Here is a 24,716-nt window from a genome sequence, read left to right on the forward strand (position 1 = left end):
AAGATAGTCGGACGGTAGCGTCCCGCAAAAATAGCTCGATGCCAGGGTAATTATTCAGGAATCCCTCTCCAGAAATTGGAGAGGGATTTTGTTTTTATGAGAATTAACGGCGACGGGCTTTACTCACCATTTTGCGAGATAGGCGGAGATTCAATTCTTCTGAATCTGCCCAATCTTGCAATAGTCGATAGAAAACATGCCGATCGTCGTTTTTCAGGACGGCTGTTTGATCGGCGGTTTCAATCACATAGGGATAACCACCACCGATAATAATCTCGCAGCGTACCCAGTCTAGGATTTGTTCATGGAGTCCGGCTTCGTGGATCCAGATGGGTAATTCAAGCCGAATGGGGTAGCCGTCGTGGGCTTTCAGGTAAGTGAAGGCAATACGGTTCGCGATCGCGGTGGGATATTGTTTGAGAATGCCAGGGCGGCGGCAGGCGAATAGAGGGGTGCGATCTCCCCACTGCATGTGTTTGCTCAGGAGCGGAGGATCATGGATGGAAGCGACTTCAGGAAGACGATACAAGCGTTGCAACATTAATGTCAGATCACGGGCATAGGATGTATCGATGTAGCCGATCAGGGGGACGCGATGTTGTTCACTTGCCTGTAACAGGCGAGTCAGGCAGGTAACGTAAAAGCGACGCGTATCGTCATCGAAGGCTTCCGCAAAAGTCGCAACTAAGGAACCATCGAAAAACGCCAGACAGTTGCCACAGTTTGAACGGTCTTCCATATATTGGATTAAGCGTTCAACTTCCATTTCAAAGCGGCGCATATTGACGCGACGATCGACGGGTTCACTACTGCTGCTAACTTTCAGGTCGGTGGGAGTCATGACATCAGTGGCAATGTCTTTTTCGTAGCGACCATCGGGTGAATGGAAGTTTTCGTACCAGCCAATTTGGACGAGAGCGACGGGAATGGAGAGATCCTTACTGGGATAAATTTGGGAGCCGTCAACGGCAAAGGTTGCAACGCCAGTAATGCGATCGCGAGCCCAGGCATAGCTTTCTTCACGACTTTGCCAATTGAATTTAGCGGGAATGATCCAATTGGGGCAGGGATCAGTGGCTTCTAGTGGTTCTGCGCCACGATCGTTAACCGAGTAACTACTAAGTTGTTCCAGTAATACTTCGGCTGATTCCTGAGAGGCTTCTGTGAGGGCAAAGCGATATTTTTCCAGGGCTTGTAGAGCGGTTTTGTCGAATCTAGTAAAGTCATCACGTTTGGCTTTGAGCAGATTGAGAATCTGGGAAGGTTTGAGGGGCATGATGAGAGATGGAATAGCGGCTGAAGTGACCCAATGATTTGCCTACTTCAAAGACTGAGATAGTGGTTAAAGCGGTCTTGAAGTTGGTTCGTTGTTAGGGATTGAGTCCAATATTCAGTAATGGCATGACCAAAAGCCCAGGCATTGCGCTCGGGTGAGCCTGTATTGTCTATTAAAACTGACCAGAGGGCTAGTAAATCAAAGTTTTGGATGTTTGGCTGTCCAGTGCTAAACAGAGAGAACAAATCATACGCCATCTGAAGTTTGCCAATGACGATCGGTAATTGTTCTACAGGAATTTTTTCGGCTAGTAAGTAAGCCAGATTGGGGGAGCCAGTGGTAAGGGTGGAGATGAATTGTAGGACAGGACTTTTCAGTAAAGCGGTGAGTCCTTGAGTGGTTGCCATCTGGAACGTGTAGTGATCGATGATCTTAACGGCGGCAACGGTGCGGGTTTCGAGATTGCGGAGAAAGCGAGCAAAGCGCAGTTGTTTAGCCGGAGCGATCGCTTCTAGTAGTCCTAATGATAAGGCTTCCATTCCCCAAGCTGTGCGCTGAGCATCCCGATCGCCAGTGACGATCGGGAATACCAACTGGCAAAACTCACCAAATAGTTCAGTTCGGTAATTGATCGCTTCCCGAATGGCAATTTCTTTCGGGCGAGTGCCGACTTTCCAATCGTAAGGCGGCGACCACTCGCGGAGCGGACGCAGGCGATCGACTTGAGTCACGGCAGTAATCACTGGTAAGTCTGGGCTGGTGGCTTTGGCATCTTTAATGAAGTCAAGATCCATTTGTAGAGCTGGATCAAGCGCAGGGGTGACGAGCAACAGTAAGTCGGCTTGTGGCAGCAGGTCTAAGACCTGTTCCCGTAAATCAGGACGATCGGTTTGTTCATAGCCGGGACTATCCCAGAGGGTGAGGGTTTCTCCGGTCGAGGCTTGCCAGTGATAGTCTTGCAGTTGGTCGGTGCTGGGTAACACATCGACTTTAGCCCGACGATCGATAAATAGCGTATTAATCAAACTACTTTTGCCCGCCCCAGTTCTGCCAACGAGCAGAATATTCACGGGCTTTTGCTCCACCTGTTCAGGCGGTTCGGCTTGGGTAAGAATCTCGCGCAACGTTTGAGTTTTGGCGGTCAGCGTTGTCGGTGGTGGGGCGGAGACTTCGGGGAGCTTCGGCGTTTTACCACTGTAAAGGGCGATCGCCTGTCTGCCTAAGTTGGTTAAAGCCGCTTCTCGTAATAGTTGTCCTAAGTTGCCTAGCAGTTGTTGATTGGCTTGATTACTGTAATTCTGAGTTGCTTGTCGGGCAACGGCGGCGGCTGGATTTAATACCCACTGTGCCCAGTTCCAGACGCGCATTAGCTTCCGGGCGGAGGGTTCTAGCCGTTTATAAATCTCATACGCTTCGTAGGCTTGCCCGATCGTCACTTGGTTCAGGACAGGGGAGAGTTTTTCCATCCATTGATCCATGTCATCCACGGTGCCCCGCAGAAGCGTGTAGGCTTGGGGGATATAAATTTTCAGTAGCGGGCGTTTATCGTCTGGATAATAGGTGTGCGCGATCGCTGTAACCATTTGCTGACAGCGTTGCCAGAAGGTTGCCCAGTCTTCCCAGAGGACTGGATCGGTACGGGATGCCGCTAAAACCCGTTGCAGTGCGGCTTCTGCTTGACGATCGACATTGCTGCTTAGGTTAGGAGCCTGTTCGTCGGGTGTGGCTTCAAGTTCGGCTTCGACTTCTGCTACGACTGCCTCAATTGCTGCAAAGGCTGGTTGAGTCCATTTGACCAGTAACCAGCGCCAACCGACAAAGACCAGGACGATAATGCCCCAAATCCAGTTAATTCCTAGCTCATGAATTTTCATGCCTGCCGCAATCATGAGGAAGCTAACAGTTGCGGCGATCGGAACGGCTAATATTATCCACTGCCAACGGTTTAGTCGCACCATACGTCCTGGGCTGATCTCGTTGTCTCCAGTCTAGGAGCTTTTCTTGATCGGTGGACGGGGATCAGGACCAGACTATCAGTTAGCGTTGAGCCGATGTGTTGGCGTTCAGATTTAGGGGTGTGGGAAACCGATGAATAGAATCCGTTTGAGGAGATAAATAGCCAGACACGATCGATAGGGCGGTAGTAATCGCGATCGCGTGGATAATCATCGAGCCTTTGCTGCAAAGTGAACCAGACATGACGTTTTCAGGAGAATGAGGAATCTACTTCAGTTATCGTCTGTTGGTTGGAGGAGTCATGTGATAACAGTAGCCATTTGGGGTGATTTATATCACGGGCAGCCAGAAATCTGCTATACGAGCTTGACAGTCGAATTACAGTTATGAAAAAGAGTAGGCTGCTAGAATCACAACCTACTCTAAGACTGACGTTATCTCAGCCTTGTTAAGCCGCTACGGGGTTAGGGACTACATCATGCCCATGCCGCCCATGCCACCCATACCGCCCATACCGCCCATACCGCCCATGCCACCCATGCCACCATCGGGAGCACCAGCAGCGGCTTTCTTCTCAGGCTTCTCAACCACCAGGGCTTCTGTGGTCAGTACCATGCCTGCGATCGAGGCGGCATCCTGAAGGGCAGAACGCACGACTTTGGCTGGGTCAATAATGCCAGCGACGATTAAATCCTCAAATTGGTTAGTCAAAGCGTTGTAGCCCATATTGAAGTCCATGTGCCGGACTTTCTCAACGACCACCGCACCTTCTACGCCAGCGTTATCCGCGATTTGCTTTAACGGCGCTTCCAGCGATCGCAGCACAATATCTGTACCAATTTGCTCGTCGGTCGTTAACCCACTCTTGAGTTCTGCCAGTTTAGGAGCTAAGTGAATCAGGGTGACACCACCACCGGGAACAATTCCTTCGTCAACAGCGGCTTTGGTGGCATTGAGCGCATCTTCAATCCGCAGTTTGCGATCTTTCAGCTCGGTTTCGGTGGCGGCACCGACTTTGATCACGGCGACTCCACCGGATAACTTCGCGATCCGCTCTGAGAGTTTTTCTTTGTCATAGTCAGAATCGCTGCGTTCCAGTTCTTGGCGCAGTTGCACAATCCGCTTCTCGACATCGGTTGAGTTTTCGATGTTGGAGACGATCGTTGTCGCGTCTTTGGTGATGGTGATTTTGCGGGTTTTGCCCAGCATATCGAGGGTGACGGAATCGAGGCTGAGTCCGATATCTTCCGAAATCACCTGTCCGTTGGTAAGGACGGCGATGTCTTGCAGCATGGCTTTACGGCGTTCCCCGAATCCGGGGGCTTTAACTGCCGCGACACTCAGGACACCCCGTAAACGGTTGACTACTAAGGTCGCTAGAGCTTCGCCTTCGATGTCTTCTGCCATTACGATCAGAGCTTGCCCGGAACGAGCCACTTTCTCCAGGACGGGAACCAGTTCTTGAATCGAACCAATTTTCTTGTCGGTGAGCAGAATCAACGCATTTTCAAACTCTGCGATCATCCGCTCGGTGTCGGTGACGAAGTAGGGAGAAATGTAGCCCCGATCGATCTGCATCCCTTCCACCAGTTCCATTTCGGTGGCTAGAGACTTCGATTCCTCTACGGTGATCACCCCATCCTTACCAACTTTGCTCATGGCTTCGGAAATCATCGCACCGACTTCCTCATCGTTTCCGGAAGAAACCGTGGCTACCTGGGCGATCGCGTTGCCTTCGATCGGCTTCGCAACCGCCTGAATTTCGGTGACCAGCTTGGCGACAGCCTTTTCAATCCCGCGTCGTAGAGCGACCGGATTACTGCCAGCCGCCACATTCTTCAAGCCTTCATGAATCATGGCTTGAGCCAATACCGTAGCCGTGGTGGTGCCGTCACCTGCCAGATCCTTCGTTTTAGAGGCAACTTCTTGAATTAGCTTGGCTCCCGTGTTTTCCAGGGGATCTTCGAGTTCAATTTCCTTGGCGATCGTAATGCCATCATTGACGATCTGTGGTGCGCCATATTTCTTCTCTAGCAGGACATTCCGACCCTTCGGCCCTAACGTGACCCGCACAGCATTGGCGAGAGCGTTCACCCCTTTCTCTAATGCCTGCCGGGATTCTTCTTGAAAGACAACAATCTTTGCCATAGCTTTCTCGTTCAGTTCTCCACATAGAATTTAGCACTCTCAGCGATCGACTGCTAAAAGCTTTTCTATCTAATGATGTATGAAGACTGTCTGGGCAATCCTTCCGCAAAAGATTAGGTTTCTGTATCGATCGATTAAGTCTTGTCAATAATTGATTAAGGAATCGCTATAGTCAGGATTGAATCTACTGAATGGTTTGTCAAATCGCTATTTATCTACGGAAACATCAAGACCGATGAACGAGACGCTGATGACTCTGGTTGGCATGGTTGTCCTGTATGCCCCTTTAGCCTTGATTGCTCTGGTCGTTGGGTTCGCCTGTTTTATTCGGATCATGCCATTGCTGGCGAGTAAGCAGTCTAAAACAGCATGATGAGTTGACCTTGAGGAACTAACCTTGCCAGCGATCGCTTTTGCCAATTTGTTGGAGAAACTGCTGTAGTCGTGTGGCGTAGAGCGATTGGTAGGTCGCTAATGGGTATTGCTTGACATCAACGCCAAAGGTGGGTGGTTGTCCTTCCAGGGTTTGAGCCATGTCCTGAAACACCTGAGGATAGTAATGGTTGCCGTCATAGGTGTTGTCAGTGCGAGTGGTCATGGCTGAAGGAATGGCAAAATCATAAAAGCGATTAAATAGACTGGCGATTTGATGAGTTCCAGCTAATTGGCAATTCAGTAATCCTTCGGCATACATGGTATTGAATACCCGCCAGGCGGAGATCGGGGCGACGAATCCCACAAATTCAGCTTGAGGAAATTTTTGTTTGAGAGCTTGATAGGACTTGACTCGTTCAAGTTTACACGCGTCGCGATCGGGGGGTTGCCCAGGTGGTTCCGGTGCGATTAATTCGGGTTCGTAATCTGGGATATCTTCCGATAAAGTAACTTTAAAATGTTGGTTATATAGTCGGGAGTGCTCATACATGTCTAACACTGTTCTGAGCGATAAAGACAGTGTATTCATCGAGAAAAAATAAGTTTCATAGAGTGGAGTGGGTTGAATTTCTCGGGCTGTCAAATAGGAGTCATCTGAGGCTTCATTCAATTTAAATGGCTCAACTTCTACATAGACGATCGCCGGATTTGCCCCTTTTTGTTTGATATAGTCGGCATAACTGATAATTTCTTCAATCTTGCCGCCACTAAAGGCATAGTTAAAGCAGTGATGGTTTTGAAACCATTCGGTGTGAAGGATGGTAGCTCTGGAAGTCCCAAAGATTAAACAGTTGTATGCTTCTGGTTGCTGAAGATAAAGGTTAGTTTTAGCTACCCGTTCATTCCAGGGGGGATTAATGGCTGTTAAGCGATTGCCACTGTGATACCAGAGCGGGTCAACCACATAATTCAGCAACCCGATCGCTAGAATAAGTGTGATTAATACTTTGAAGTAGGTATTTAAGTAAGTTCTCATCGGGTTATCCCTCAGCGATCGTCGAAATACTTAATTAACTAGAATCAAATCTCTAAAACTCAAAATATAAAAACTCACTGACTTTGACTAAATTTAGCAAGGCAATCACACTTAAAATGGCACAAATAACTGCCCAGAATTGGTTTGGTTGCCAATAGAATTTTTTGCACCATTGAGATGGTTTGGCATTATTTGTTATGGCTGATTGTTGCTGATGATTGGCTAAGTGGTGTTCGCCGATCCATTGCTGGGTATTGGGTAGACACCAAACGATCAGCAGTAAGCCACCTATGATCAGTGTCAGCATCAGTGGATCTAACTCATAAATGTCTTCTACCTGTTCGATTTCAATTTCTAAATTTGGCATTAAATCAGTAAAGTCAAGTCCCTGCACTCTGACCATGCCTTGCAGCATTATCCAGGCAGTGTGCATATCTCTAGCGCGGAAGAAAACCCAACCGATGACCACCGCAATAAACGTGATCAGACCACTTAGAAATCGGCTCCAATACGGGCTGGGGTTTAAGTCCTGTCCCCAGATCCGCTGACGATACGATCGCCACTGGTGATTAATTAACAAATACACCCCATTTAGACCACCCCACAATACAAATGACCATCCGGCTCCATGCCAAAGCCCACCTAATAACATGGTGATCATAAGATTAATATTGCGACGAATTTCACCTTTACGATTTCCGCCTAAGGGGATATATAAATAGTCCCGCAGGAAGTTAGAAAGAGTAATGTGCCAGCGTCGCCAGAATTCAATAATACTGAGGGATTTATAGGGAGAGTTAAAGTTAATTGGCAGTTGGATTCCAAACAATTTGGCAATGCCGATTGCCATATCAGAATAACCAGAGAAATCAAAATATAATTGCAGGGTATAGGCTAAGGCTCCTAACCAGGCTTCAAACAAGGTTAATGATACATCTTGATGGCTGGCGGCTGTAAAGACTTGATTGGCATAGGGAGCAACGCCATCGGCTAACACCACTTTTTTAAACAAACCCAAGCTAAATAGCGTGATCCCGATCGTGATATTTTCTAGATTGAGGCGATAAAGTGTGCGATCGAAAAACTGAGTAATAATCGCTTTATGGTGGTTGATTGGACCAGCTAATAGATAGGGAAAAAAAGTAACGAATGTGGCATAGTGTAAAAACGAATAATTTGACTTTGTTTCTCCCCGGTAAGAATCGACTAAGTAAGCAATTTGTTGAAAGGTGAAAAACGAGATGCCTAAAGGTAAAGCAATTTTACTAATATAGAGATTCGTATCAAATAAACTATTCGTTGTTTCGATGAAAAAATTGGCATATTTGAAATAGCCCAGGAACGATAGATTCAGTAAAACGCCAATAAACAGTGTTACTTTCTTGCTGATAGCTAAATGAATCTGCTCATTCAGAACGGCTCCAATGCCGTAATTTAAGAGCACTGAACTGAGCAGGACAATAACATTGGTGGGATTCGACCAGCTATAGAAGAAAATAGCGGATGCTAACAACCATGCTAATGCCAGGTGATACTGCGATCGGGTGCCTAAATGAAAAAAGCCGACAAGTGTCAGCGGTAGAAATAGAAAAATAAATTCTAAAGAATTAAATAGCATTGAGACTGTTCAATCATGACAGAGTAGACTTTATCAAGTTTAAATAGTTCCTGCTCCACAGAGTATTGACAGAATTTCTTGCAGTCATCAATGGTTATCAATGAACTATTTAACTGAGTATAACGATTGAACAAATCTCATGCTTTTGTAGGTCGATCGTCGGTTTATGCCATCACCATGCCACCATCAACATTCATGACTTGACCAGTGATGTAAGCGGCGGCTGGATCGGCAGCCAGAAAGCGAATCATGCCAGCGACTTCTTCGGCTTGACCATACCGTCCTAACGGAATGAACTTAAGGATTTCATCGGCTTTCAGATCATGGGTCATATCTGTTTCAATGAATCCCGGAGCCACTGCATTCACAGTAATTCCTCGACTGGATAGTTCCTTGGCAACCGTTTTGGTAAAGCCAATTACACCCGCTTTTGCCGCACTATAGTTGGCTTGCCCTAAATTCCCCATCTGCCCAGCGACGGAGGTGATATTAACGATCCGACCCGATCGCTGTTTCAGCATAATTTTGCTCACTGCTTTGGTACAGAGGAAGACCCCTGTGAGGTTAAGGTCAATCACCGCCTGCCAATCCTCTTGTTTCATCCGGAGCAGTAACGTGTCGCGGGTAATTCCAGCGTTATTTACCAAAACATCAATTTGTCCCCATTGCTCCAGCGTCGTATTAATTAACTGATCCACTTGATCGGCTTTAGAGACATCAGCCGGGACGGCGATCGCTGCACTCCCCATTGCCGTAATTTCAGCGACGACCCGTTCTGCCGCTTCACTGGAACTGGCGTAGTTGACGACCACCTTGGCTCCTTCGGTCGCCAGTGCTAAAGCGGTTGCCCGACCGATGCCTCGGGATGCGCCAGTCACGATCGCCACCTTGCCCCGTAGCCGTTGCAGATTTTCCGGCAATGCTTCCATAGTTGTCCTAATCCAAGTAAACACCGATAGATCATCGTAGCGGGTAATGGGGCAATGACCAATGATTCAAGGTGGGGAAGGACAGATGGCTGAAACGAAACCTATGTCTGGCTTGTCTTTTAGAAATTAGGCAAGTTTTTCTCCATTAGCAACGGTGATGCTTCAGATGCGTAATTGTGCGATCGTGTAAACCGTAATGTTACTCCGGACAAATGCTGGCTAGCATAGAAGCATCGAGCAGCGAAGGATGCTGAAGATGACTACAAAGAAGAAGTTCAACAGTTTTGATCAAATGGTGTCCGAGTCGGATGTGCCTGTATTAGTTGACTTCTATGCCACCTGGTGTGGTCCTTGCCGAGTCATGGCGCAAATTCTGGAGCAGGTGAATGACCAGATGAAAGAGCGCTTACGGATCGTCAAGATTGATACTGAGAAGTATCCCCAGATTGCCTCGCAGTATCAGATCTATGCGCTACCAACGCTGGTGCTGTTTAAAGATGGTCAGCCCGTCGATCGCATTGAAGGGGTCGCTCCTGCGGATCAATTAATGAAACATTTGCAGACGATCGTTTAATCCACGATTAATTAGCCACTTGGGATCAAGGTGAGTCAGGTGCGTCATCTTGATCCGTTTTGCTATGGAGCGGTGAATGGGCAGAATCGGGGCGCGACTTGATGATTCCGGGTGGTTTTTGTGAAGTTTTGAAACGGGAATTTCAGTAAATTGGTCTTATAAAAAATTCTGGGTTAAGCCGATCGTAAAATTCGGTGCAATTAGCGTGTGAGACTAGCTTGTGGATAATTAAAAACTATCGAGTCATCAAGTTTAGCGAAGAAACTAGTTGCTGAAATTGGCTGCTGGAAAGGGTTTCATGAAACAATTGCAGCTTTATCTGGCTAAGAACCTAACTTGAGGGGGCGATCGCCCTGATCAGCAAGTACCCCTTGAATGCCAGCGATCGAGCATGGAAACCCCTAGTAGGAGCGATTTTGGGGTGGTTTTGATAGGGATAGCTTATAGCTGAGAGCCGTAAAACTGCTAGAAAAACGCTGAGATCTATATATTTTAATGGTTTCACCGATCCAGATTCCGAAAGCACACTCTAGAATAAGTCATTGAAAATCCGATTCTGCGGGAGTTTCAGCCATTTCGGTTGAAGCTCTTGCCGGATTATTGCACCCAAATTGGCTCGGGATGATATAGCGGTTAGTCGCTCGATACGGGTGCAAGGTATCCCGTTGAAATCAAGGAGATCCTATGAACAAAGGCGAGTTAGTGGATGCTGTGGCGGATAAAGCCAGTGTCACCAAGAAGCAAGCGGATGCTGTATTAACGGCAGCCCTAGAAGCAATTGTGGATGCGGTGAGTAGCGGCGATAAAGTCACGCTAGTTGGGTTTGGCTCATTCGAGTCCAGAGAACGGAAAGCCCGCGAAGGTCGCAACCCGAAAACCGGAGACAAAATGAATATTCCGGCAACGAAAGTTCCAGCGTTTTCGGCGGGCAAATTATTCAAAGAAAAAGTTGCTCCTGAATAGTTGATATTCTCCACCATTGTCTGAGATAGACGCGATGAAATCATCTGGGGAATGGTTAGAGTCCTCTGCCATTCCTCGCCCTTTGCATGGGGGCAATTTAGCCTGGGCATCTGCTGTGGCAAATTGTCCACCAGCGGCTATTTTGGATTTCTCTGCCAGTATTAATCCATTGGGGTTGCCTGCTTCAGCGATCGCAGCGATTCAAACCCACTTACCAGATCTGTGTGCCTATCCTGATCCGAGCTATCTCCAACTGCGATCGGGATTGGGACAATTTCACGGTATTTCACTAGACTGGATCCTGCCGGGAAATGGCTCGGCGGAACTATTAACCTGGGCATGCCGCGAGTTAGCCGAACTGGAGGCGGTCGTGCTGCCAACCCCTGCCTTTGGCGACTATTACCGGGCATTACGAGCCTTTCAAGCGACGATCGTGCCCTGTCCACTCCACCTGACCGATGAGCAAGTTTGGGTAAGTAGTCAGCCTCCTGTGGCTCCAACCCAACCCATGGGATTACTGCTCAACAATCCCCATAACCCCACGGGAATTGTGCAATCTCCAGCCGCTATTTTGCCCCTGCTAGACCAGTTTGAACTGGTGGTAGTGGATGAGGCATTTATGGACTTTCTGCTGCCAGAACACCAGCACAGCCTGATTGCACAGGTATCGCAGTATCCCAATCTGGTTGTGTTGCGATCGTTGACGAAGTTCTACAGTTTGCCGGGGTTGCGGTTAGGATATGCGATCGCTCATCCCGATCGGTTGCAACGCTGGCAACACTGGCGTGATCCCTGGTCGGTCAATACCTTAGCCGCCGTGGTCGGTGAAGCCGTGGTGCAGGATACAGCGTTTCAGCACCAAACCTGGGATTGGTTGATCTCTGCCCGTGAACAGTTATTTCATGGGTTAGCTACGTTACCAGGGCTGCATCCTTACCCGAGTGGGGCGAATTTTCTGTTAGTGCGATCGGATCACTCTGTGATCAACTTACAAACTCAACTATTGCAACAGCACCAAATTTTGATTCGGGATTGTTTGAGTTTCCCGGAATTGGGCGATCGCTTTTTCCGAGTAGCTGTGCGTACCCCGTCTGAGAATCAACGCTTGTTAGCTGGGTTAGCGGATGTTCTAGCCCAGTTGAATCATCGCAGTGATTGAATCATTTGGCATGGATACTGCTTTCACACCTCGCTGGATAGATTGGGCTAAGCTGTGAGAGGCAGTCCTGGGTTGGTGTATGGCGGTTGACTACAATTTAGTAATTATTGGAAACACAGCAGCAGGCATTGAGGCAGCGATCACGGCAGCGCGGTTGAAAGCCCGAGTTGCTTTGGTCGAACAACGGCTGGAGGGGAGCGATCGCCTGGAGATGATGACTCAATCAACCCTGGTAGAAGCTGGACGACGGACGGTTGAGTTACAACGAGCCAGAGAATTAGGAATTGGCAAGATTGGTGACGTTAATCAGACAACGATCGAAGCGCAATGGCAACGGCTGCAATCGTGGTTAGAGGTGGTCAAAGCCACGACAGAATTAACCAATTCGGCAGCGGAATTAGCGGCTTTGGGAGTCGATGTGATTCCAGGGCGGGGAGAATTTTGCCGCAAACCATCCCCTGGATTTGTAGTGAATGGGCGCTTCCTGAATGCGAATGCTTATCTAATTGCTGCCCATCACCGCCCCTTGATTCCTGACATTCCGGGATTGTCTGATGCAGGTTATTTAACGCCAACCACGATCGCGCAACGCTTGCCTGAACTGCAACAGCTTAACCAGTTAGTGGTTGTAGGGGGGAGTCCGGTTGCGATCGAGGTGACGCAAGCTCTGGTTCGCTTGGGCTTACACCTCACGCTGATTGTGGATAGCGACCAGATTTTACCGGGGATTGAGCCCCAAGCAGCGGCTTGGCTGCAAGCGAGTTTGGAGGCAGAGGGAGTCAATGTACTGACCCGAACCAAAGTGACACAGATTCGGCAAATTCAAGGCAAAAAATGGTTACAGGCAGGCAATCATGGGATTGAAACCGACGAAATTCTCTTAGCGGTTGGGCAACAGCCAGAACTAGATAACCTGAATTTAGCGGCTGTAAGTATCCAGCGATCGGCAACGGGATTAGTCGTCAATCCGCAACAACGAACCAGCCACCCCAAAATCTATGCCTGTACGGGGCAGCGTGAGCAACATTGGTGTCCCAATCAAGCCATTCATGAAGCGCGGGTGGCGCTCAAGAATGCCCTGTTCTTGCCTGTATTTACGGCTGAACGGTTAACCATTCCATTTGTCGTTAATGCTGATCCAGAGCTAGCGACGATCGGATTAACGGAATCAGCCGCGATTCAACGTTACGGTAAGGATGTCATGATTCTTCAGCAATCCTTTAATGCCCTACCAAAAGCCCAAATTCAAGGGGATTTAGTTGGATTTTGTCAGTTAATTGGGCATCGCAATGGCAGGATCTTAGGAGCGCATTTAGTCGGTAGCCAAGCGAGTGAACTGATCGGAACGATCGCGTTAGCAATGCAGCAGAAATTACCCATTCCAGCTTTAGCTCAATTAAATTTACCTAGTCTGACGCGATCGGAAATTTTGAGTCAAACGGTGTCTCAATGGCATGATTTACGCCTGAAACAGCGTCCGCGTCTACAGGATCTTCTGGAAGCCTGGTTTCAGTTTCGGCGTTGATGAATCAGGGGTCTATGGATGCTTGTTCTAAAGTCCAGAGCCGATCGCGCCAGAAATCAACAGCATTTTGCCAAAGTTCTACTGTAGACTTGGACTTTGAGTAAACCAGAGATCCCGGCATGGCATCGATTCGTACCCTTCACCAACAACTTGTTCAGAAAAAGCGCTCTGCCGTTGAAATTACCCAGGAAGCCCTGGAGCGGATTGCAGCGCTGGAACCAAAGCTCCATAGTTTTCTGCTAGTCACTCCCGATCGGGCATTGGAACAGGCGCAGCAAGTAGATGCCAGGATTGCGGCGGGAGAGGAGATTGGGCTACTGGCAGGCATTCCGATCGGGATTAAGGATAACCTCTGTACGAAAGGCATTCGCACTACCTGTGCCTCCCGCATTCTCGAAAACTTTGTGCCGCCCTATGAATCGACCGTAACGCAAAAACTGGCGGAGGCGGGAGCCGTGATGGTTGGCAAAACGAATATGGACGAGTTCGCCATGGGCAGCTCGACCGAAACCTCGGCGTACCAATTAACCGGCAATCCCTGGGATGTCGAGCGGGTTCCTGGTGGTTCCTCCGGTGGTTCGGCGGCGGCAGTAGCGGCGGAAGAATGTGTCGTGTCGCTGGGATCGGATACGGGAGGATCGATTCGGCAACCTGCCTCGCTCTGTGGCGTTGTCGGGCTAAAGCCCACCTATGGCTTGGTGTCCCGGTATGGTTTGGTGGCCTATGCCTCTTCCCTGGATCAAATTGGGCCCTTTGGGCGGACGGTGGAAGATGCGGCAATTTTGCTAGGGGCGATCGCTGGACATGATCCCAAAGATTCCACCAGCCTGAATGTGCCGATTCCCGACTACACCCAATTCCTAATTCCTGACTTAAAAGGGAAAAAGGTGGGTGTGATTCGAGAAACCTACGGCGAAGGCTTGGATCCCGTAGTGGAGGAGGCGACCCGGAAAGCGATTCAGCAATTGGCTGACTTAGGCGCAGAAATTCAAGAGATCTCCTGTCCTCGGTTCCGCTACGGCTTACCCACCTACTACATCATTGCCCCCTCGGAAGCTTCAGCGAATTTAGCTCGTTATGACGGTGTGAAATATGGCTATCGGACTGAGCAAGCCGACAACTTGATGGATATGTACACCAAAACTCGGGCTCAGGGCTTTGGTTCCGAGGTGAAACGGCGGATCATGATCGGTACCTATGCCCTATCCGCTGGCTACTATGATGCCTACTATCTCAAAGCCCAGAAAGTCCGCACTTTAATTAAACAGGACTTTGAGCGAGCCTTTGAACAGGTGGATGTGTTAGTCTCTCCGACTGCGCCTACTACTGCCTTTAAGGCAGGCGAGAAGACCGCAGATCCCCTCAGCATGTATCTGTCTGACCTGATGACGATTCCGGTTAACCTGGCGGGGCTACCGGGCATGAGTATTCCCTGTGGGTTTGATGCCCAGGGCTTACCGATCGGCTTACAAATTGTGGCGAATGTGCTGCGAGAAGATTTGATCTTCCAGGTTGCCCATGCCTATGAGCAGGCGACGGACTGGCATACCCGATCGCCCCAATTACTTTAAACCCGCCCGTACTTGGGGGTTAGGAACTGGTGATCAGAAATAATTCGCGGATGCCAGCACTGCCAATTTCGATCGCCAGCGCCGCTAACAAAAAGCCCAGTAGTTTTGTGGCGATAATGGCTCCCTGTGCCCCCATCCATTGATCGATATACACCGACTGCCGGACAATGATCCAGGTAATCAGCATGGCTGAGACAATACCGACTACCACACTAACCTGGGCATTCGGTGATTCAGACATCATCAACATAACGGTCGTCAGCGTTCCCGGTCCGGCAAGCAAGGGCAAAGCTAAGGGAGTGATAGCGACATCATGATCTGCTTCCACAGTTGGCACATCTAATTTGCCTTGCAACATATCCAGTGCAATTAGCAGGAGTAACAACCCTCCGGCGGCTTGTAACGCTCCCATGCTGACATGAAGATAGTGCAAAATTGTCTCACCACTAAAGGCAAAGGCGAGCAATACTACGGTGGCAATTAAACTCGCCCGATCAATTGCCCGTCCGCGATCGTCTGGTTCCATACCTTTCGTTAACACAGAGACGATCGGGGCATTGCCCAGGGCATCTGCCATGACGAATACGGCAATAAATGTTTGGGCAAAAACTGAAATGTCCACAGTTCTCTGAGCTGAGTCAAGATAGCCTTTTTAACTGTAGCGAAATCTGGGTTCGGAAGGCTGTCAATCTTGTGCTGGATTGGCTTATGCCTACTCTTGGGGCAACCGACAACATGATGCTGCCAAATTCGATCCACCAGTAGAGAAACATATCTGGACGTTTAGCGCCTATGTTTAACTGTCCTTTAAGGACTGCCGTTGATAGTAAGCATAGGTGTCAAACAATGTGCCGACCAGACTACAGGTAAAACCGATGATAATTGCGCCCTGAAAGGCATCTCCCTGTCCAAAAACGGCTAAAAACTTCAAGATTTGGTTTAACCCCAGTTGAGCCAAGGATTCAGAAACTGGTACCCAGGAGAACATAGATAGGCAGAACAGCAGGACCCCAATCAGGAAGAGGGGAACTGTAAAGCTCAGCGTACTTGCCAATAATAGGGAACGGAGCAACATTGGTAAGGTCATCATGAACAGATAGCACCTATGTAAAGTTGGCTAACCGTAGCTCGAAACAAACCCTTGTTCACTGACTACACAATAAAAGCAATTCCGCCACTCTGCTTAAGTTGAGAGAAATCTTAAATCATTCTTAAAAAAACTTGGTGAGAGGCAAGCGGGATCTGAGCGATCGACGGATATTCCGTATCACAGGCTACTAAATCGCGATAGATCTGGCGATCAAGCGCTTAAACCATAAAATTTTGCAAAGTGATCCCATTCCTTTGGGTAGCAACTCTGTCTGCTGCTAACGGGGGACGGAGATCCGCTCAAGAGAATCTTGAGCAAATCTGTAAAGTCGATTAAGCCTATCGATAAACCGTAGTATACTGGCGATGAGCTTAAAATTACTGTGAGATTTCTGCGGAAAGTGGTGTCTCGAAGTAGTCTACGCTTATCGACTTGCAGCAAATGTACGTTTTGAAATAGTTAATCTTTGAGGAGCAAAACTCAACCTATGCGAATTGCTAAAGATGTGACCGAGTTGGTTGGCCATACGCCGCTCGTCCAACTCAACAAAATTCCTCAGGTCGAGGGCTGCGTTGCCCAAATTCTGGTGAAGTTAGAAGGTATGAATCCGGCAGCATCAGTAAAAGACCGCATTGGGGTCAGTATGGTGCAGGAGGCAGAAGCGGCGGGTTTAATTCAGCCGGAAAAAACAATTTTAGTCGAGCCAACCTCTGGTAATACTGGCATTGCTCTGGCAATGGTGGCGGCAGCAAAAGGTTATCACCTAATTCTGACGATGCCAGATACGATGAGTCTGGAACGACGTGCCATGTTAAAGGCGTATGGTGCCCAACTGGAGCTAACCCCGGGAGTAGAAGGAATGCGAGGGGCGATCGCGCGGGCGCAGGAAATTGTCAGCAGTACGCCGAATGCCTATATGTTGCAACAATTCCGCAACCCAGCGAATCCTAAAATTCATCGCGAAACGACGGCGGAGGAAATTTGGGCTGATACCGATGGTCAAGTCGATATTTTGATTGCTGGAGTGGGGACAGGGGGGACGATTACTGGCGTGGCTGAAGTCCTGAAACAGCGGAAGCCAGGGTTTCAGGCGATCGCAGTAGAACCTGCCAGTAGCCCTGTGTTGTCGGGGGGGAAACCCGGTGCCCATAAGATTCAAGGGATTGGTGCCGGATTTGTGCCAACTATCTATGAAGCGGCTGTTGTGGATGAAGTGATTACGGTCGCAGATGACGACGCGATCGCCTATGCTCGCCGGTTAGCCCGCGAAGAAGGCTTACTATCAGGGATTTCCTCTGGAGCGGCGTTATCTGCGGCAATTCAGGTGGCTAAACGTCCAGAGAATGCCGGACGCTTAATTGTGATGGTGCAACCGAGCTTTGGTGAGCGCTATCTCAGTACACCCCTATTTAAGGATCTGGAAGCGGCGGAATATGCGGTCTTGAATTAATTGGGGGATTCGGTATTAGTCGGTGAGTACAGGTTCGATCGCCGCTGCTTGAGCGGGTTTGCGGTTAAAGTGAGCTTCTAGTACCTGGCGCACCATGGGAGCGGCGACCGATCCCCCACCCCCACCCGAATTTTCGGCAAAGGCAACGACGATCACTTCCGGCTTATCGGCTGGAGCGTAGGCACCAAACCAGGCATGGGATTCGCGTCCAAAGTCTTCGGCAGTACCGCTTTTGCCAGCGATGGGTGGTAGGGTTGCCACATTTAAGGCGGTGCCGGTGCCATCCAAAATCACGCTGCGTAACCCGTCCCGCAGAATCTGTAAGGTGACGGGCTGTAGGTTTAAAGATTCTCGCCAATTGCGGGAGTCTTCGTTGTCCTTCAGCAAATGCGGCTTAACCAGATAGCCGCCGTTGGCTGGCACCGCAAACATCACTGCCACTTGTAATGGGGAGGCTTGCAGAAAACCCTGCCCGATCGACATGTTGACCGTATCTCCTAAAAACCAGCCTTCATTCAAGGTTTTCCGCTTCCAGGCATCATCTGGAACCAAGCCGGGGGCTTCCTCATCTGATAGTTCAATCCCGGTCTTCTTGCCAAAGCCATAGCGGCGAGTCCACTGGATCAGGGGTTGATCCCCCATGCCCATGGCAATCTGGTAGAAGAAGGTGTCACTACTCCAGGCCATCGCGCCGACAAAGCCTAAGGGCCCAAAGCCTGCCCGATTCCAATCCCCAAACTCAATGCCCCCCACGGTAATCGAGGGATAGGTGCCTAGTACGGTATCGGGACTAAACTTGCCTGACTCAATGCCTGCCGTCGTGGTGACAATTTTGAAGGTGCTGGCAGGTGGGAATCCTTGCAGGGTGCGATTGACAAAGGGATGATCTTCGCTTTGTAGCCGTTGCCACTGGGCATCGGTAATTCGGGTTGAAAACAGATTGGGATCAAAGGCAGGACGACTGACCATTGCCAGCACTGCCCCATTATTGGGATCGATCGCCACGATCGCCCCTTTGCGATCGCCCAATGCCACCTCTGCGGCTTTTTGTAAGTCACTATCCAGGGTCAGCGTCACATCTTTCCCGGCATGGGTTTCCTTTTGCCCTAGAATCCGAACCACCTGCCCTGTGCCATCTACCTCAACCTGCTGACCGCCCCATTCACCGCGAAGTTGGCTTTCAAATGCCGACTCTACTCCCATTTGACCCACCACATCGCCCAAACGATAGCCCTGGTCTTTTAAGCGTTCTAGATCTTTATCACTCAGTTCGCCGGTATAGCCCAAAACATGGGCGGCTAAATCTCCATTCGGGTAATAGCGCACCGCTTCGGCATCGACCTGTACCCCTTCCATTTCGCTACTGTATTCGGTCAAAGCCGTGACCTGAGCCGGACTAATCCCTCGGGCGATCCGCACCAGGGAGGGGGAGTTGTAGCCTGCCTGTTCCAGACGTTTGCGAATGGGGTCTTCCGGAATCTCCAAAATTTGCGCCAATCGTTTGACGGTTGGTTCCCACTCGCCTTTTTTCCGCGCCAGCGGCCAGAGAAACACAGAATGGGATAAGCGACTGCCTGCCAAAATTTTGCCTTTGCGATCGAGAACTTTGCCGCGTTCGGGCTGTTTGGGAATCAGGCGAATCCGGTTTTCGTCTGCCATTTTGCGGTTACGCTCGCCCTCCACCAGTTGGAGGTAGGCTAAGCGACTACCAATCCCACCCAGCAGAATCAGCGAAATGCCGACCATGAGAAACACCGATCGGTAGCGTTGACCAGCAGCACGAGGTATGGTGGTTTGATGAATGGTGGAAGGTTGAGTTAGCGTCATGCGTTCAGGTGTGACAGAGAGAGCAGAAGTCCAGCGAGGAGAGCAATAGTAAGAAATCTTTACCTAACTGATGAAGGGGGGGCTCAATCAGGTGGGGCAATCTATATCCAAACCAAAAAATCAGGTAAATGCATCACTCAGCTTATGAGGACTAATCGTATCAGATTGCTCAAAATAACTTAACGTTGATGGACAAAGGAGGGATTCAGGGATGATAGAAGTGAGGGTTCACCTGGTTGCAGCGATCTGCCCAGTTTAAATCTTGGATGGGGAATCCTGAATGGAGAGTAGGTAGATAAAATAAACCTCAAGTCCAATTTGCAACTCTACCAGAAGACGGATAGAAACCGCCTATTCTACCTTTGGAATCACCTCTCAGCCAAGTTTTAATCGTTGATGAGATGAATTTTTCCGCTGGTTAACCTCTTACAGGGAATCGCCAACATGTCTCAAACTGCTACCCAAAATCAGCGATCGGCTGCAACCGATACTGACCTAGATGTCGAACTCCGCAAAGTCTATAAGGTATTTAACGGCGAAACGGCGGTTCGTGGTGTTGATCTCGGAATTCGTCGGGGCGAATTTTTTAGCATTTTGGGACCTTCCGGCTGCGGTAAGACGACCACTTTACGGCTGATTGCTGGATTTGAAACGCCCTCGACGGGAGAAATCTTAATTCAGGGACAGCGGGTTAGCAATGTGCCGTCCTATCGCCGTCCAGTCAATACGGTGTTTCAGAGCTATGCCCTGTTTAATCATTTGACGGTTTGGGACAATATTGCCTTTGGCTTGCGCCTAAAGCACCGGGGGCGGGCAGAAATTCAGGATCGGGTGAATGAAGTCTTAAAGCTGGTAAAAATGGAAACGTTTGCTAAACGGTATCCGGCTCAGCTATCCGGTGGGCAGCAGCAACGGATTGCCCTAGCCCGAGCTTTGGTGAACCGCCCTGCCGTGGTGCTACTGGATGAGCCTTTAGGGGCGTTAGATTTGAAACTCCGGAAAGAGATGCAGGTGGAGTTGTCTAATTTACATCAGGAGTTAGGGCTGACCTTTGTGATGGTGACGCACGATCAGGAGGAAGCTTTGAGTTTGTCCGATCGCATTGCGGTGATGAATCACGGTAAGGTCGAGCAAATTGGTTCCCCCAGCCAAATCTATGAGGCTCCCCAAACTCCATTTGTGGCGGATTTTATTGGGGATACTAATCTGCTGCACGGTAAGGTGGAAGGGGCACATCCAGAAATGTTGTGGATTGTCACCGATAAGGGCTTGCGGATTAAGGTGAAGCGATCGGGCGACGGGCATGAGCCGACATCGGGCAGTGCCGTGATTAGTGTGCGACCAGAGAAGATCCGGTTTAGTTTGACTCCGTCCAGTGAACCGGTGAATTGCTTTGAAGGTCGGTTACAAACAGTGATGTACCTGGGAACTCACATGCATTATCTGGTCGAACTGACCTCTGGTGATCAAATTACGATCATGCAACCGAATGTGGTGCATAATCCTCCGAATGCCGAAACACCTATTTATATTTCCTGGTCGCCGTTGGATTGTTTAGCTTTGTCTACCAGTTAACCGACGTTGCCAGCGATCGTCACTCTGGCTGGAGAGATCGCTCAGGAGCAATGACTCCATCTGACTGGGATGAATTTTTTGTGTTTCTTCTTCCGGTGTGCCTGCGTTATGACTTCTGCTGCCTCTTCCCGATCGCCATCTCCCCATCCCACTCGACGGGCTTTCTTACGAACTTCTATCCTGTCTAGTGCCGGAGTGATGCTGTCAGGCTGTGGCTGGACCCTAGCCGAAGTGCGTCCTGTGCAGGCGGGCAGGGGACGATCCGATGAGCTTGCCCTCTACACCTGGACAAACTACGTTGATCCACCGTTAGTGGAAGCGTTTACAACGCAGACGGGCATTCGGGTGACTTACGATATTTTCAATTCCAATGAAATTATGCTGGCGACGTTTCAAGCCGGAAAGGGTGCCACATATAGTATCTTGTATCCCTCGGACTACAAGGTTGAGGAAATGATCGAGTTAGAGTTCTTAAGTGAACTGGATCATACCCGCATTGATGGTCTGAGTAACATTTTGCCGCAGTTCCAAAATTCAGCCTACGATCCGGGTAACCGCCACAGTGTGCCCATTAGTTGGGGTACCACTGGATTGATTTATGATGCCGATCGCTTGAATCCAGAACCTGAAGATTGGACGTTTCTGTGGGATTATGTTGAGCCACTCAAACGGCGGATGACTTTGCTGGATGATGTGCGGGAGGTGATGGGAGCGACCCTCCGCTCCCTCGGGCATTCCTACAATTCCACCGATCCGCAGCAGATTAAGGCGGCCTATGAAAAGTTGGTACAACTGAAGCCCGCGATCGCATCATTTACGACGGATGCCTGGAAAGAGCAATTATTGGCAGGGGATTTGGTATTAGCGATGGTGTACTCTGCTGATGCGGTGCGGTTGATTAAAGATAATCCCGATCGCAATCTTAAATATGTGATTCCCCAAAGTGGCACCTCGTTATGGAGCGATACGATCGTAATTCCCAAAACGGCTCCCAATCCCGATGCGGCCTATGCGTGGATTAACTATATGCTCCAGCCGTCAGTTGCGGCTCAAATTACGCAACGCCAGTTTTTTGCCACTCCCAATCAGGCTGCCTATGACCAACTTCCTGCCCCTCTGCGGAACAATACCAGCCTATTTCCACCTGATGAGATTCTGGCGAGTTCCGAGCGCATTTCGCCGATCGCCCCCAAAGTGTTAGCGCTCTACGAACGGTATTGGACGTTATTAACCAGTAGTTGATTGCAGCGGCAGTCAGGCTATGGATTTGTTCAATCACGATGGATGTAGGGTCACTGTTCGTCACAAGGTATCGCTAATTTTTCTCTTTTCTCCGGTGAATTCATGGCTGGTCAATCTCCCCCCCTGACTCCAAAATCGAGCTTAGACCGTCAAACGGCGCTGCCAAAATGGCTGGAGCCTTTGTTTCTGTTAGCTCCGGCTGGCATTTGGTTGGGACTCCTGTTAGTGATTCCCACCTTGCTGATTTTTGAACTGAGTTTGGTGCCGAATATTCGCCCCGGACAGGTCGTGAATCCATCGGGCTTAGAGAATTACGCCCTGATTTTTGATGATATTTATCAACAGGTTGTCCTGCGATCGTTTTGGTTTGCCACTTCAACCACCTTTTTCTGTTTGCTATTTGGGTTTCCGGTGGCGTATTGGATTGCCTTAGGGGTGTCTAAGCGCTGGCAAAATCTGGTGTTGTTGGGGTTTGTGCTGCCGTTATGGACGTCTTCACTGCTGCGCTCCTACGCCTGGATCACGATTCTGCGCCCCACAGGCATTTTAAATAGCTTCGTTACCCGTTTGGGGTTACCACCGTTGGATTTGCTGAATCGAGAACCGGCGGTTGTGATTGGCATGACCTATAGCCTATTGCCCTACATGGTGCTAATTCTCTATGCGTCCCTGGAAAAGTTGGATCGACGGTTGTTGGAAGCGGCGGCGGATTTAGGCGCGACTCCGATCCAAACGTTCTTAAGGGTGACAGTGCCCCAAACCCTACCGGGGATAGCGGCTGGATCCTTACTGGTGTTCATTACCTGTTTAGGAGACTTTGTCAATCCTGAACTGTTAGGGGGGGCTTCTAGCATGACCGTAGCGCGGTTGATCTATAACCAATTTTTAGGCGCGACTCGCAATTGGGGGTTTGGCTCTGCCCTGAGTATGATTCTGATCCTGGCAGTTAGCATAGCGATCGCGCTGTTAATTAAATATGGTGATGCCGTCCCGAAAAAATAGCCTGATGTCGTTCTGATTTCTCCTGTTATCATTCCGCTGCAATGGATCAACCAAACTCTCGATCGCGCTTTCCCCTGTCCTGGCAGATGCTGTTGCCGCTGCTAATGTTTGGGTTTATGTATTTGCCAATTGTGGTGTTAGCGGTTTATAGCTTCAACGAATCGCCCTATAGTGCTGGCTGGCAGGGATTTACCTGGAATTGGTATCACCAGTTTTTTACGGATACCCGGATTTTGACCGCCTTACGCAATAGCCTGGTTGTGGCGGTGAGTGCTACCTCGATCGCGGCTGTTTTAGGGACATTCATGGCCGTTGGGCTAGCCCGATATCGGTTTCCGGGCAAAGGGCTGTATCAGGGGATTGCCTATTTGCCGCTGATCATTCCTGATATTGCGATCGCGGTTGCCACCTTAGTCTTCCTGGCGGCGGCGGCGATCCCGTTAAGTGGGGGAACGATCGTGGCGGCTCATGTCGTCTTTTGTTTGTCCTACATTGCTTTAGTAGTATCCACGCGCATCAACAGCATTAATCCGCATCTGGAAGAAGCCGCGCTCGATTTAGGGGCAACTCCAGCCCAGGCGTTTACTCGCGTGTTATTGCCGGAACTGGCTCCGGCGATCGTGTCGGGTTGCCTGCTCGCCTTTGTTTTGAGTATGGATGATTTTTTAATTGCTAGTTTTACTGCCGGAGATGGAGTCAGAACTTTGCCGATCGAAATTTTTGGTCGAATTCGGACTGGAGTGAAGCCGGATATTAATGCCTTAAGTGTTGTGTTGATTTTGGCTTCTGGATTGGTCTTTTTTATTGCTGAATATATTCGCTACCGCAGCGAGCAAAAACGATTGCAGTAAGTGCCTCAATTTAGTTCTAAAGGAATCGGGAGAGATTCAATTTAAGCGGATCTCTCCCGATTAACGTCTGACTAATGCTGCAACAAGTCGCTATCTATTCCTTAGTAGCGATCCGAGTATCCTCTACCCTTGTTTGACCAGCCATTACCACCACCGGCAGGCTTCCGGTCTTCCCGAGGTCTGGCTTTGTTGACCCGCAGATCACGTCCCATCCACTCTGCTCCATCCAGAGCTTCGATCGCGGCATCTTCTTCGCTATCAGTAGACATTTCCACAAAGCCGAACCCGCGTGGACGACCTGTTTCACGATCGGTGGGCAACTGTACCCGCTTCACCGTACCATATTCAGCAAAAATACTACTTAAATCTTCTTGGGTAACCTGATAGGGCAGGTTGCCAACATAAATCGACATGGAGTTCTCTCCAGAAATTAAACAAGGGCAGTAGAGATGCAAATCCGGAGAGAAGCCTGCCAGAACCTTAAAGACAAACACTACAACGGAATCTACTCTCGCTCATTACCTTAACACAGGTTTAGGCGGTGCAAGC

The 24,716-nt window shown here is 49.4% G+C and carries 22 protein-coding genes; 11 read left to right on the plus strand and 11 right to left on the minus strand.

All coding sequences use genetic code 11. The annotated features are described in order from the left end of the window. Nucleotides 1-103: 103 nt before the first annotated feature. The 4 genes from ACN4EK_RS27910 to groL form a co-directional block, all read right to left on the minus strand. Nucleotides 104-1,276 carry a DNA double-strand break repair nuclease NurA gene (locus ACN4EK_RS27910; protein WP_431661680.1) on the minus strand — a complete coding sequence of 391 codons (1,173 nt, stop codon included), beginning with the start codon at nt 1,274-1,276 and terminating at the stop codon, nt 104-106. Nucleotides 1,277-1,323: 47 nt separating this feature from the next. Beyond that, the gene (locus ACN4EK_RS27915) at nt 1,324-3,234 is read right to left on the minus strand and encodes a GTPase family protein (RefSeq protein WP_431661682.1); all 1,911 of its coding nucleotides are present in this window, start codon (nt 3,232-3,234) and stop codon (nt 1,324-1,326) included. Nucleotides 3,235-3,313: 79 nt separating this feature from the next. Continuing rightward, nucleotides 3,314-3,475, minus strand: a complete 162-nt coding sequence (locus ACN4EK_RS27920) for a hypothetical protein (protein WP_431661683.1) — start codon at nt 3,473-3,475, stop codon at nt 3,314-3,316. 228 nt (nt 3,476-3,703) lie between these two features. Next, complete coding sequence (gene groL / locus ACN4EK_RS27925; protein ID WP_431661684.1) at nt 3,704-5,380, minus strand: chaperonin GroEL; 1,677 nt, start codon at nt 5,378-5,380, stop codon at nt 3,704-3,706. Nucleotides 5,381-5,615: 235 nt separating this feature from the next. Between groL and ACN4EK_RS27930 the strand changes: the two genes are divergently transcribed. Continuing rightward, complete coding sequence (locus ACN4EK_RS27930) at nt 5,616-5,753, plus strand: hypothetical protein (RefSeq protein WP_431661685.1); 138 nt, start codon at nt 5,616-5,618, stop codon at nt 5,751-5,753. Nucleotides 5,754-5,771: 18 nt separating this feature from the next. On the opposite strand, the gene ACN4EK_RS27935 is transcribed toward ACN4EK_RS27930, so the two are convergent. From ACN4EK_RS27935 to fabG, 3 genes are all read right to left on the minus strand, one after another. Beyond that, nucleotides 5,772-6,791: a hypothetical protein gene (locus tag ACN4EK_RS27935; RefSeq protein WP_431661686.1), complete on the minus strand. Its 1,020-nt coding sequence runs from the start codon at nt 6,789-6,791 to the stop codon at nt 5,772-5,774. Nucleotides 6,792-6,843: 52 nt separating this feature from the next. Then, nucleotides 6,844-8,409 (minus strand): MBOAT family O-acyltransferase, encoded by a 1,566-nt coding sequence (locus ACN4EK_RS27940; protein ID WP_431661687.1) that lies wholly within the window; start codon nt 8,407-8,409, stop codon nt 6,844-6,846. 164 nt (nt 8,410-8,573) lie between these two features. After that, nucleotides 8,574-9,338: a 3-oxoacyl-[acyl-carrier-protein] reductase gene (gene fabG / locus ACN4EK_RS27945; protein ID WP_431661688.1), complete on the minus strand. Its 765-nt coding sequence runs from the start codon at nt 9,336-9,338 to the stop codon at nt 8,574-8,576. Nucleotides 9,339-9,594: 256 nt separating this feature from the next. On the opposite strand from fabG, the gene trxA reads away from it, so the two are divergent. The 5 genes from trxA to gatA all read left to right on the plus strand — a co-directional run bounded on the left by trxA (nt 9,595) and on the right by gatA (nt 15,130). Next, nucleotides 9,595-9,912, plus strand: a complete 318-nt coding sequence (gene trxA, locus ACN4EK_RS27950; protein WP_431661689.1) for a thioredoxin — start codon at nt 9,595-9,597, stop codon at nt 9,910-9,912. 684 nt (nt 9,913-10,596) lie between these two features. Beyond that, nucleotides 10,597-10,875: an HU family DNA-binding protein gene (locus ACN4EK_RS27955; RefSeq protein ID WP_431661690.1), complete on the plus strand. Its 279-nt coding sequence runs from the start codon at nt 10,597-10,599 to the stop codon at nt 10,873-10,875. Between the two features lie 34 nt (nt 10,876-10,909). Beyond that, nucleotides 10,910-12,034 carry a threonine-phosphate decarboxylase CobD gene (gene cobD / locus ACN4EK_RS27960; protein ID WP_431661692.1) on the plus strand — a complete coding sequence of 375 codons (1,125 nt, stop codon included), beginning with the start codon at nt 10,910-10,912 and terminating at the stop codon, nt 12,032-12,034. Nucleotides 12,035-12,113: 79 nt separating this feature from the next. Then, entirely contained in the window at nt 12,114-13,559 is a 1,446-nt protein-coding gene (locus tag ACN4EK_RS27965; RefSeq protein WP_431661693.1) for a dihydrolipoyl dehydrogenase family protein, read from the plus strand. A 119-nt stretch (nt 13,560-13,678) separates the two neighbouring features. Further along, nucleotides 13,679-15,130, plus strand: a complete 1,452-nt coding sequence (gene gatA / locus ACN4EK_RS27970; protein WP_431661694.1) for an Asp-tRNA(Asn)/Glu-tRNA(Gln) amidotransferase subunit GatA — start codon at nt 13,679-13,681, stop codon at nt 15,128-15,130. A 19-nt stretch (nt 15,131-15,149) separates the two neighbouring features. Here gatA and ACN4EK_RS27975 read toward each other — a convergent pair whose 3' ends face one another. Then, complete coding sequence (locus ACN4EK_RS27975) at nt 15,150-15,752, minus strand: MarC family protein (RefSeq protein WP_431661696.1); 603 nt, start codon at nt 15,750-15,752, stop codon at nt 15,150-15,152. 174 nt (nt 15,753-15,926) lie between these two features. Further along, nucleotides 15,927-16,220 (minus strand): hypothetical protein, encoded by a 294-nt coding sequence (locus tag ACN4EK_RS27980; protein WP_431661697.1) that lies wholly within the window; start codon nt 16,218-16,220, stop codon nt 15,927-15,929. A gap of 487 nt (nt 16,221-16,707) precedes the next feature. On the opposite strand from ACN4EK_RS27980, the gene cysK reads away from it, so the two are divergent. Further along, nucleotides 16,708-17,670, plus strand: coding sequence for a cysteine synthase A (cysK, locus tag ACN4EK_RS27985; RefSeq protein WP_431661698.1), 963 nt, complete (start codon nt 16,708-16,710; stop codon nt 17,668-17,670). 15 nt (nt 17,671-17,685) lie between these two features. Here the strand turns inward: cysK and mrdA are convergent, their stop codons facing one another. Then, nucleotides 17,686-19,497: a penicillin-binding protein 2 gene (mrdA, locus tag ACN4EK_RS27990; RefSeq protein ID WP_431661699.1), complete on the minus strand. Its 1,812-nt coding sequence runs from the start codon at nt 19,495-19,497 to the stop codon at nt 17,686-17,688. Nucleotides 19,498-19,941: 444 nt separating this feature from the next. On the opposite strand from mrdA, the gene ACN4EK_RS27995 reads away from it, so the two are divergent. The 4 genes from ACN4EK_RS27995 (at nt 19,942) to ACN4EK_RS28010 (ending at nt 24,167) form a co-directional block, all read left to right on the plus strand. Further along, entirely contained in the window at nt 19,942-21,072 is a 1,131-nt protein-coding gene (locus ACN4EK_RS27995) for an ABC transporter ATP-binding protein (RefSeq protein ID WP_431661701.1), read from the plus strand. A 108-nt stretch (nt 21,073-21,180) separates the two neighbouring features. Further along, complete coding sequence (locus tag ACN4EK_RS28000; RefSeq protein ID WP_431661702.1) at nt 21,181-22,314, plus strand: polyamine ABC transporter substrate-binding protein; 1,134 nt, start codon at nt 21,181-21,183, stop codon at nt 22,312-22,314. A gap of 102 nt (nt 22,315-22,416) precedes the next feature. Then, nucleotides 22,417-23,316 (plus strand): ABC transporter permease, encoded by a 900-nt coding sequence (locus tag ACN4EK_RS28005; protein ID WP_431661704.1) that lies wholly within the window; start codon nt 22,417-22,419, stop codon nt 23,314-23,316. Nucleotides 23,317-23,357: 41 nt separating this feature from the next. Then, on the plus strand, nt 23,358-24,167 hold the full coding sequence (locus ACN4EK_RS28010) for an ABC transporter permease (RefSeq protein WP_431661705.1): 810 nt from the start codon (nt 23,358-23,360) through the stop codon (nt 24,165-24,167). 101 nt (nt 24,168-24,268) lie between these two features. On the opposite strand, the gene ACN4EK_RS28015 is transcribed toward ACN4EK_RS28010, so the two are convergent. Next, nucleotides 24,269-24,580 (minus strand): RNA recognition motif domain-containing protein, encoded by a 312-nt coding sequence (locus ACN4EK_RS28015; protein ID WP_431661707.1) that lies wholly within the window; start codon nt 24,578-24,580, stop codon nt 24,269-24,271. Nucleotides 24,581-24,716 lie beyond the last annotated feature (136 nt).

The sequence above is a fragment of the Pantanalinema rosaneae CENA516 genome, from assembly GCF_050753385.1.
Lineage (GTDB): Bacteria > Cyanobacteriota > Cyanobacteriia > Leptolyngbyales > Leptolyngbyaceae > Pantanalinema > Pantanalinema rosaneae.

Excerpts from the sequence above, each read along its gene's own strand:
- ACN4EK_RS27920 (WP_431661683.1), bottom strand. The coding sequence starts at position 3,475 with ATGTCTGGTTCACTTTGCAGCAAAGGCTCGATGATTATCCACGCGATC.
- ACN4EK_RS28010 (WP_431661705.1), top strand. The coding sequence starts at position 23,358 with ATGGATCAACCAAACTCTCGATCGCGCTTTCCCCTGTCCTGGCAGATG.
- mrdA (WP_431661699.1), bottom strand. The coding sequence starts at position 19,497 with ATGACGCTAACTCAACCTTCCACCATTCATCAAACCACCATACCTCGT.
- ACN4EK_RS28005 (WP_431661704.1), top strand. The coding sequence starts at position 22,417 with ATGGCTGGTCAATCTCCCCCCCTGACTCCAAAATCGAGCTTAGACCGT.
- gatA (WP_431661694.1), top strand. The coding sequence starts at position 13,679 with ATGGCATCGATTCGTACCCTTCACCAACAACTTGTTCAGAAAAAGCGC.
- trxA (WP_431661689.1), top strand. The coding sequence starts at position 9,595 with ATGACTACAAAGAAGAAGTTCAACAGTTTTGATCAAATGGTGTCCGAG.
- ACN4EK_RS27930 (WP_431661685.1), top strand. The coding sequence starts at position 5,616 with ATGAACGAGACGCTGATGACTCTGGTTGGCATGGTTGTCCTGTATGCC.
- ACN4EK_RS27935 (WP_431661686.1), bottom strand. The coding sequence starts at position 6,791 with ATGAGAACTTACTTAAATACCTACTTCAAAGTATTAATCACACTTATT.
- fabG (WP_431661688.1), bottom strand. The coding sequence starts at position 9,338 with ATGGAAGCATTGCCGGAAAATCTGCAACGGCTACGGGGCAAGGTGGCG.
- ACN4EK_RS28000 (WP_431661702.1), top strand. The coding sequence starts at position 21,181 with ATGACTTCTGCTGCCTCTTCCCGATCGCCATCTCCCCATCCCACTCGA.
- groL (WP_431661684.1), bottom strand. The coding sequence starts at position 5,380 with ATGGCAAAGATTGTTGTCTTTCAAGAAGAATCCCGGCAGGCATTAGAG.
- ACN4EK_RS27980 (WP_431661697.1), bottom strand. The coding sequence starts at position 16,220 with ATGATGACCTTACCAATGTTGCTCCGTTCCCTATTATTGGCAAGTACG.
- ACN4EK_RS27915 (WP_431661682.1), bottom strand. The coding sequence starts at position 3,234 with ATGGTGCGACTAAACCGTTGGCAGTGGATAATATTAGCCGTTCCGATC.
- ACN4EK_RS28015 (WP_431661707.1), bottom strand. The coding sequence starts at position 24,580 with ATGTCGATTTATGTTGGCAACCTGCCCTATCAGGTTACCCAAGAAGAT.
- ACN4EK_RS27910 (WP_431661680.1), bottom strand. The coding sequence starts at position 1,276 with ATGCCCCTCAAACCTTCCCAGATTCTCAATCTGCTCAAAGCCAAACGT.
- ACN4EK_RS27965 (WP_431661693.1), top strand. The coding sequence starts at position 12,114 with ATGGCGGTTGACTACAATTTAGTAATTATTGGAAACACAGCAGCAGGC.
- ACN4EK_RS27940 (WP_431661687.1), bottom strand. The coding sequence starts at position 8,409 with ATGCTATTTAATTCTTTAGAATTTATTTTTCTATTTCTACCGCTGACA.
- ACN4EK_RS27995 (WP_431661701.1), top strand. The coding sequence starts at position 19,942 with ATGTCTCAAACTGCTACCCAAAATCAGCGATCGGCTGCAACCGATACT.
- cysK (WP_431661698.1), top strand. The coding sequence starts at position 16,708 with ATGCGAATTGCTAAAGATGTGACCGAGTTGGTTGGCCATACGCCGCTC.
- ACN4EK_RS27955 (WP_431661690.1), top strand. The coding sequence starts at position 10,597 with ATGAACAAAGGCGAGTTAGTGGATGCTGTGGCGGATAAAGCCAGTGTC.
- cobD (WP_431661692.1), top strand. The coding sequence starts at position 10,910 with ATGAAATCATCTGGGGAATGGTTAGAGTCCTCTGCCATTCCTCGCCCT.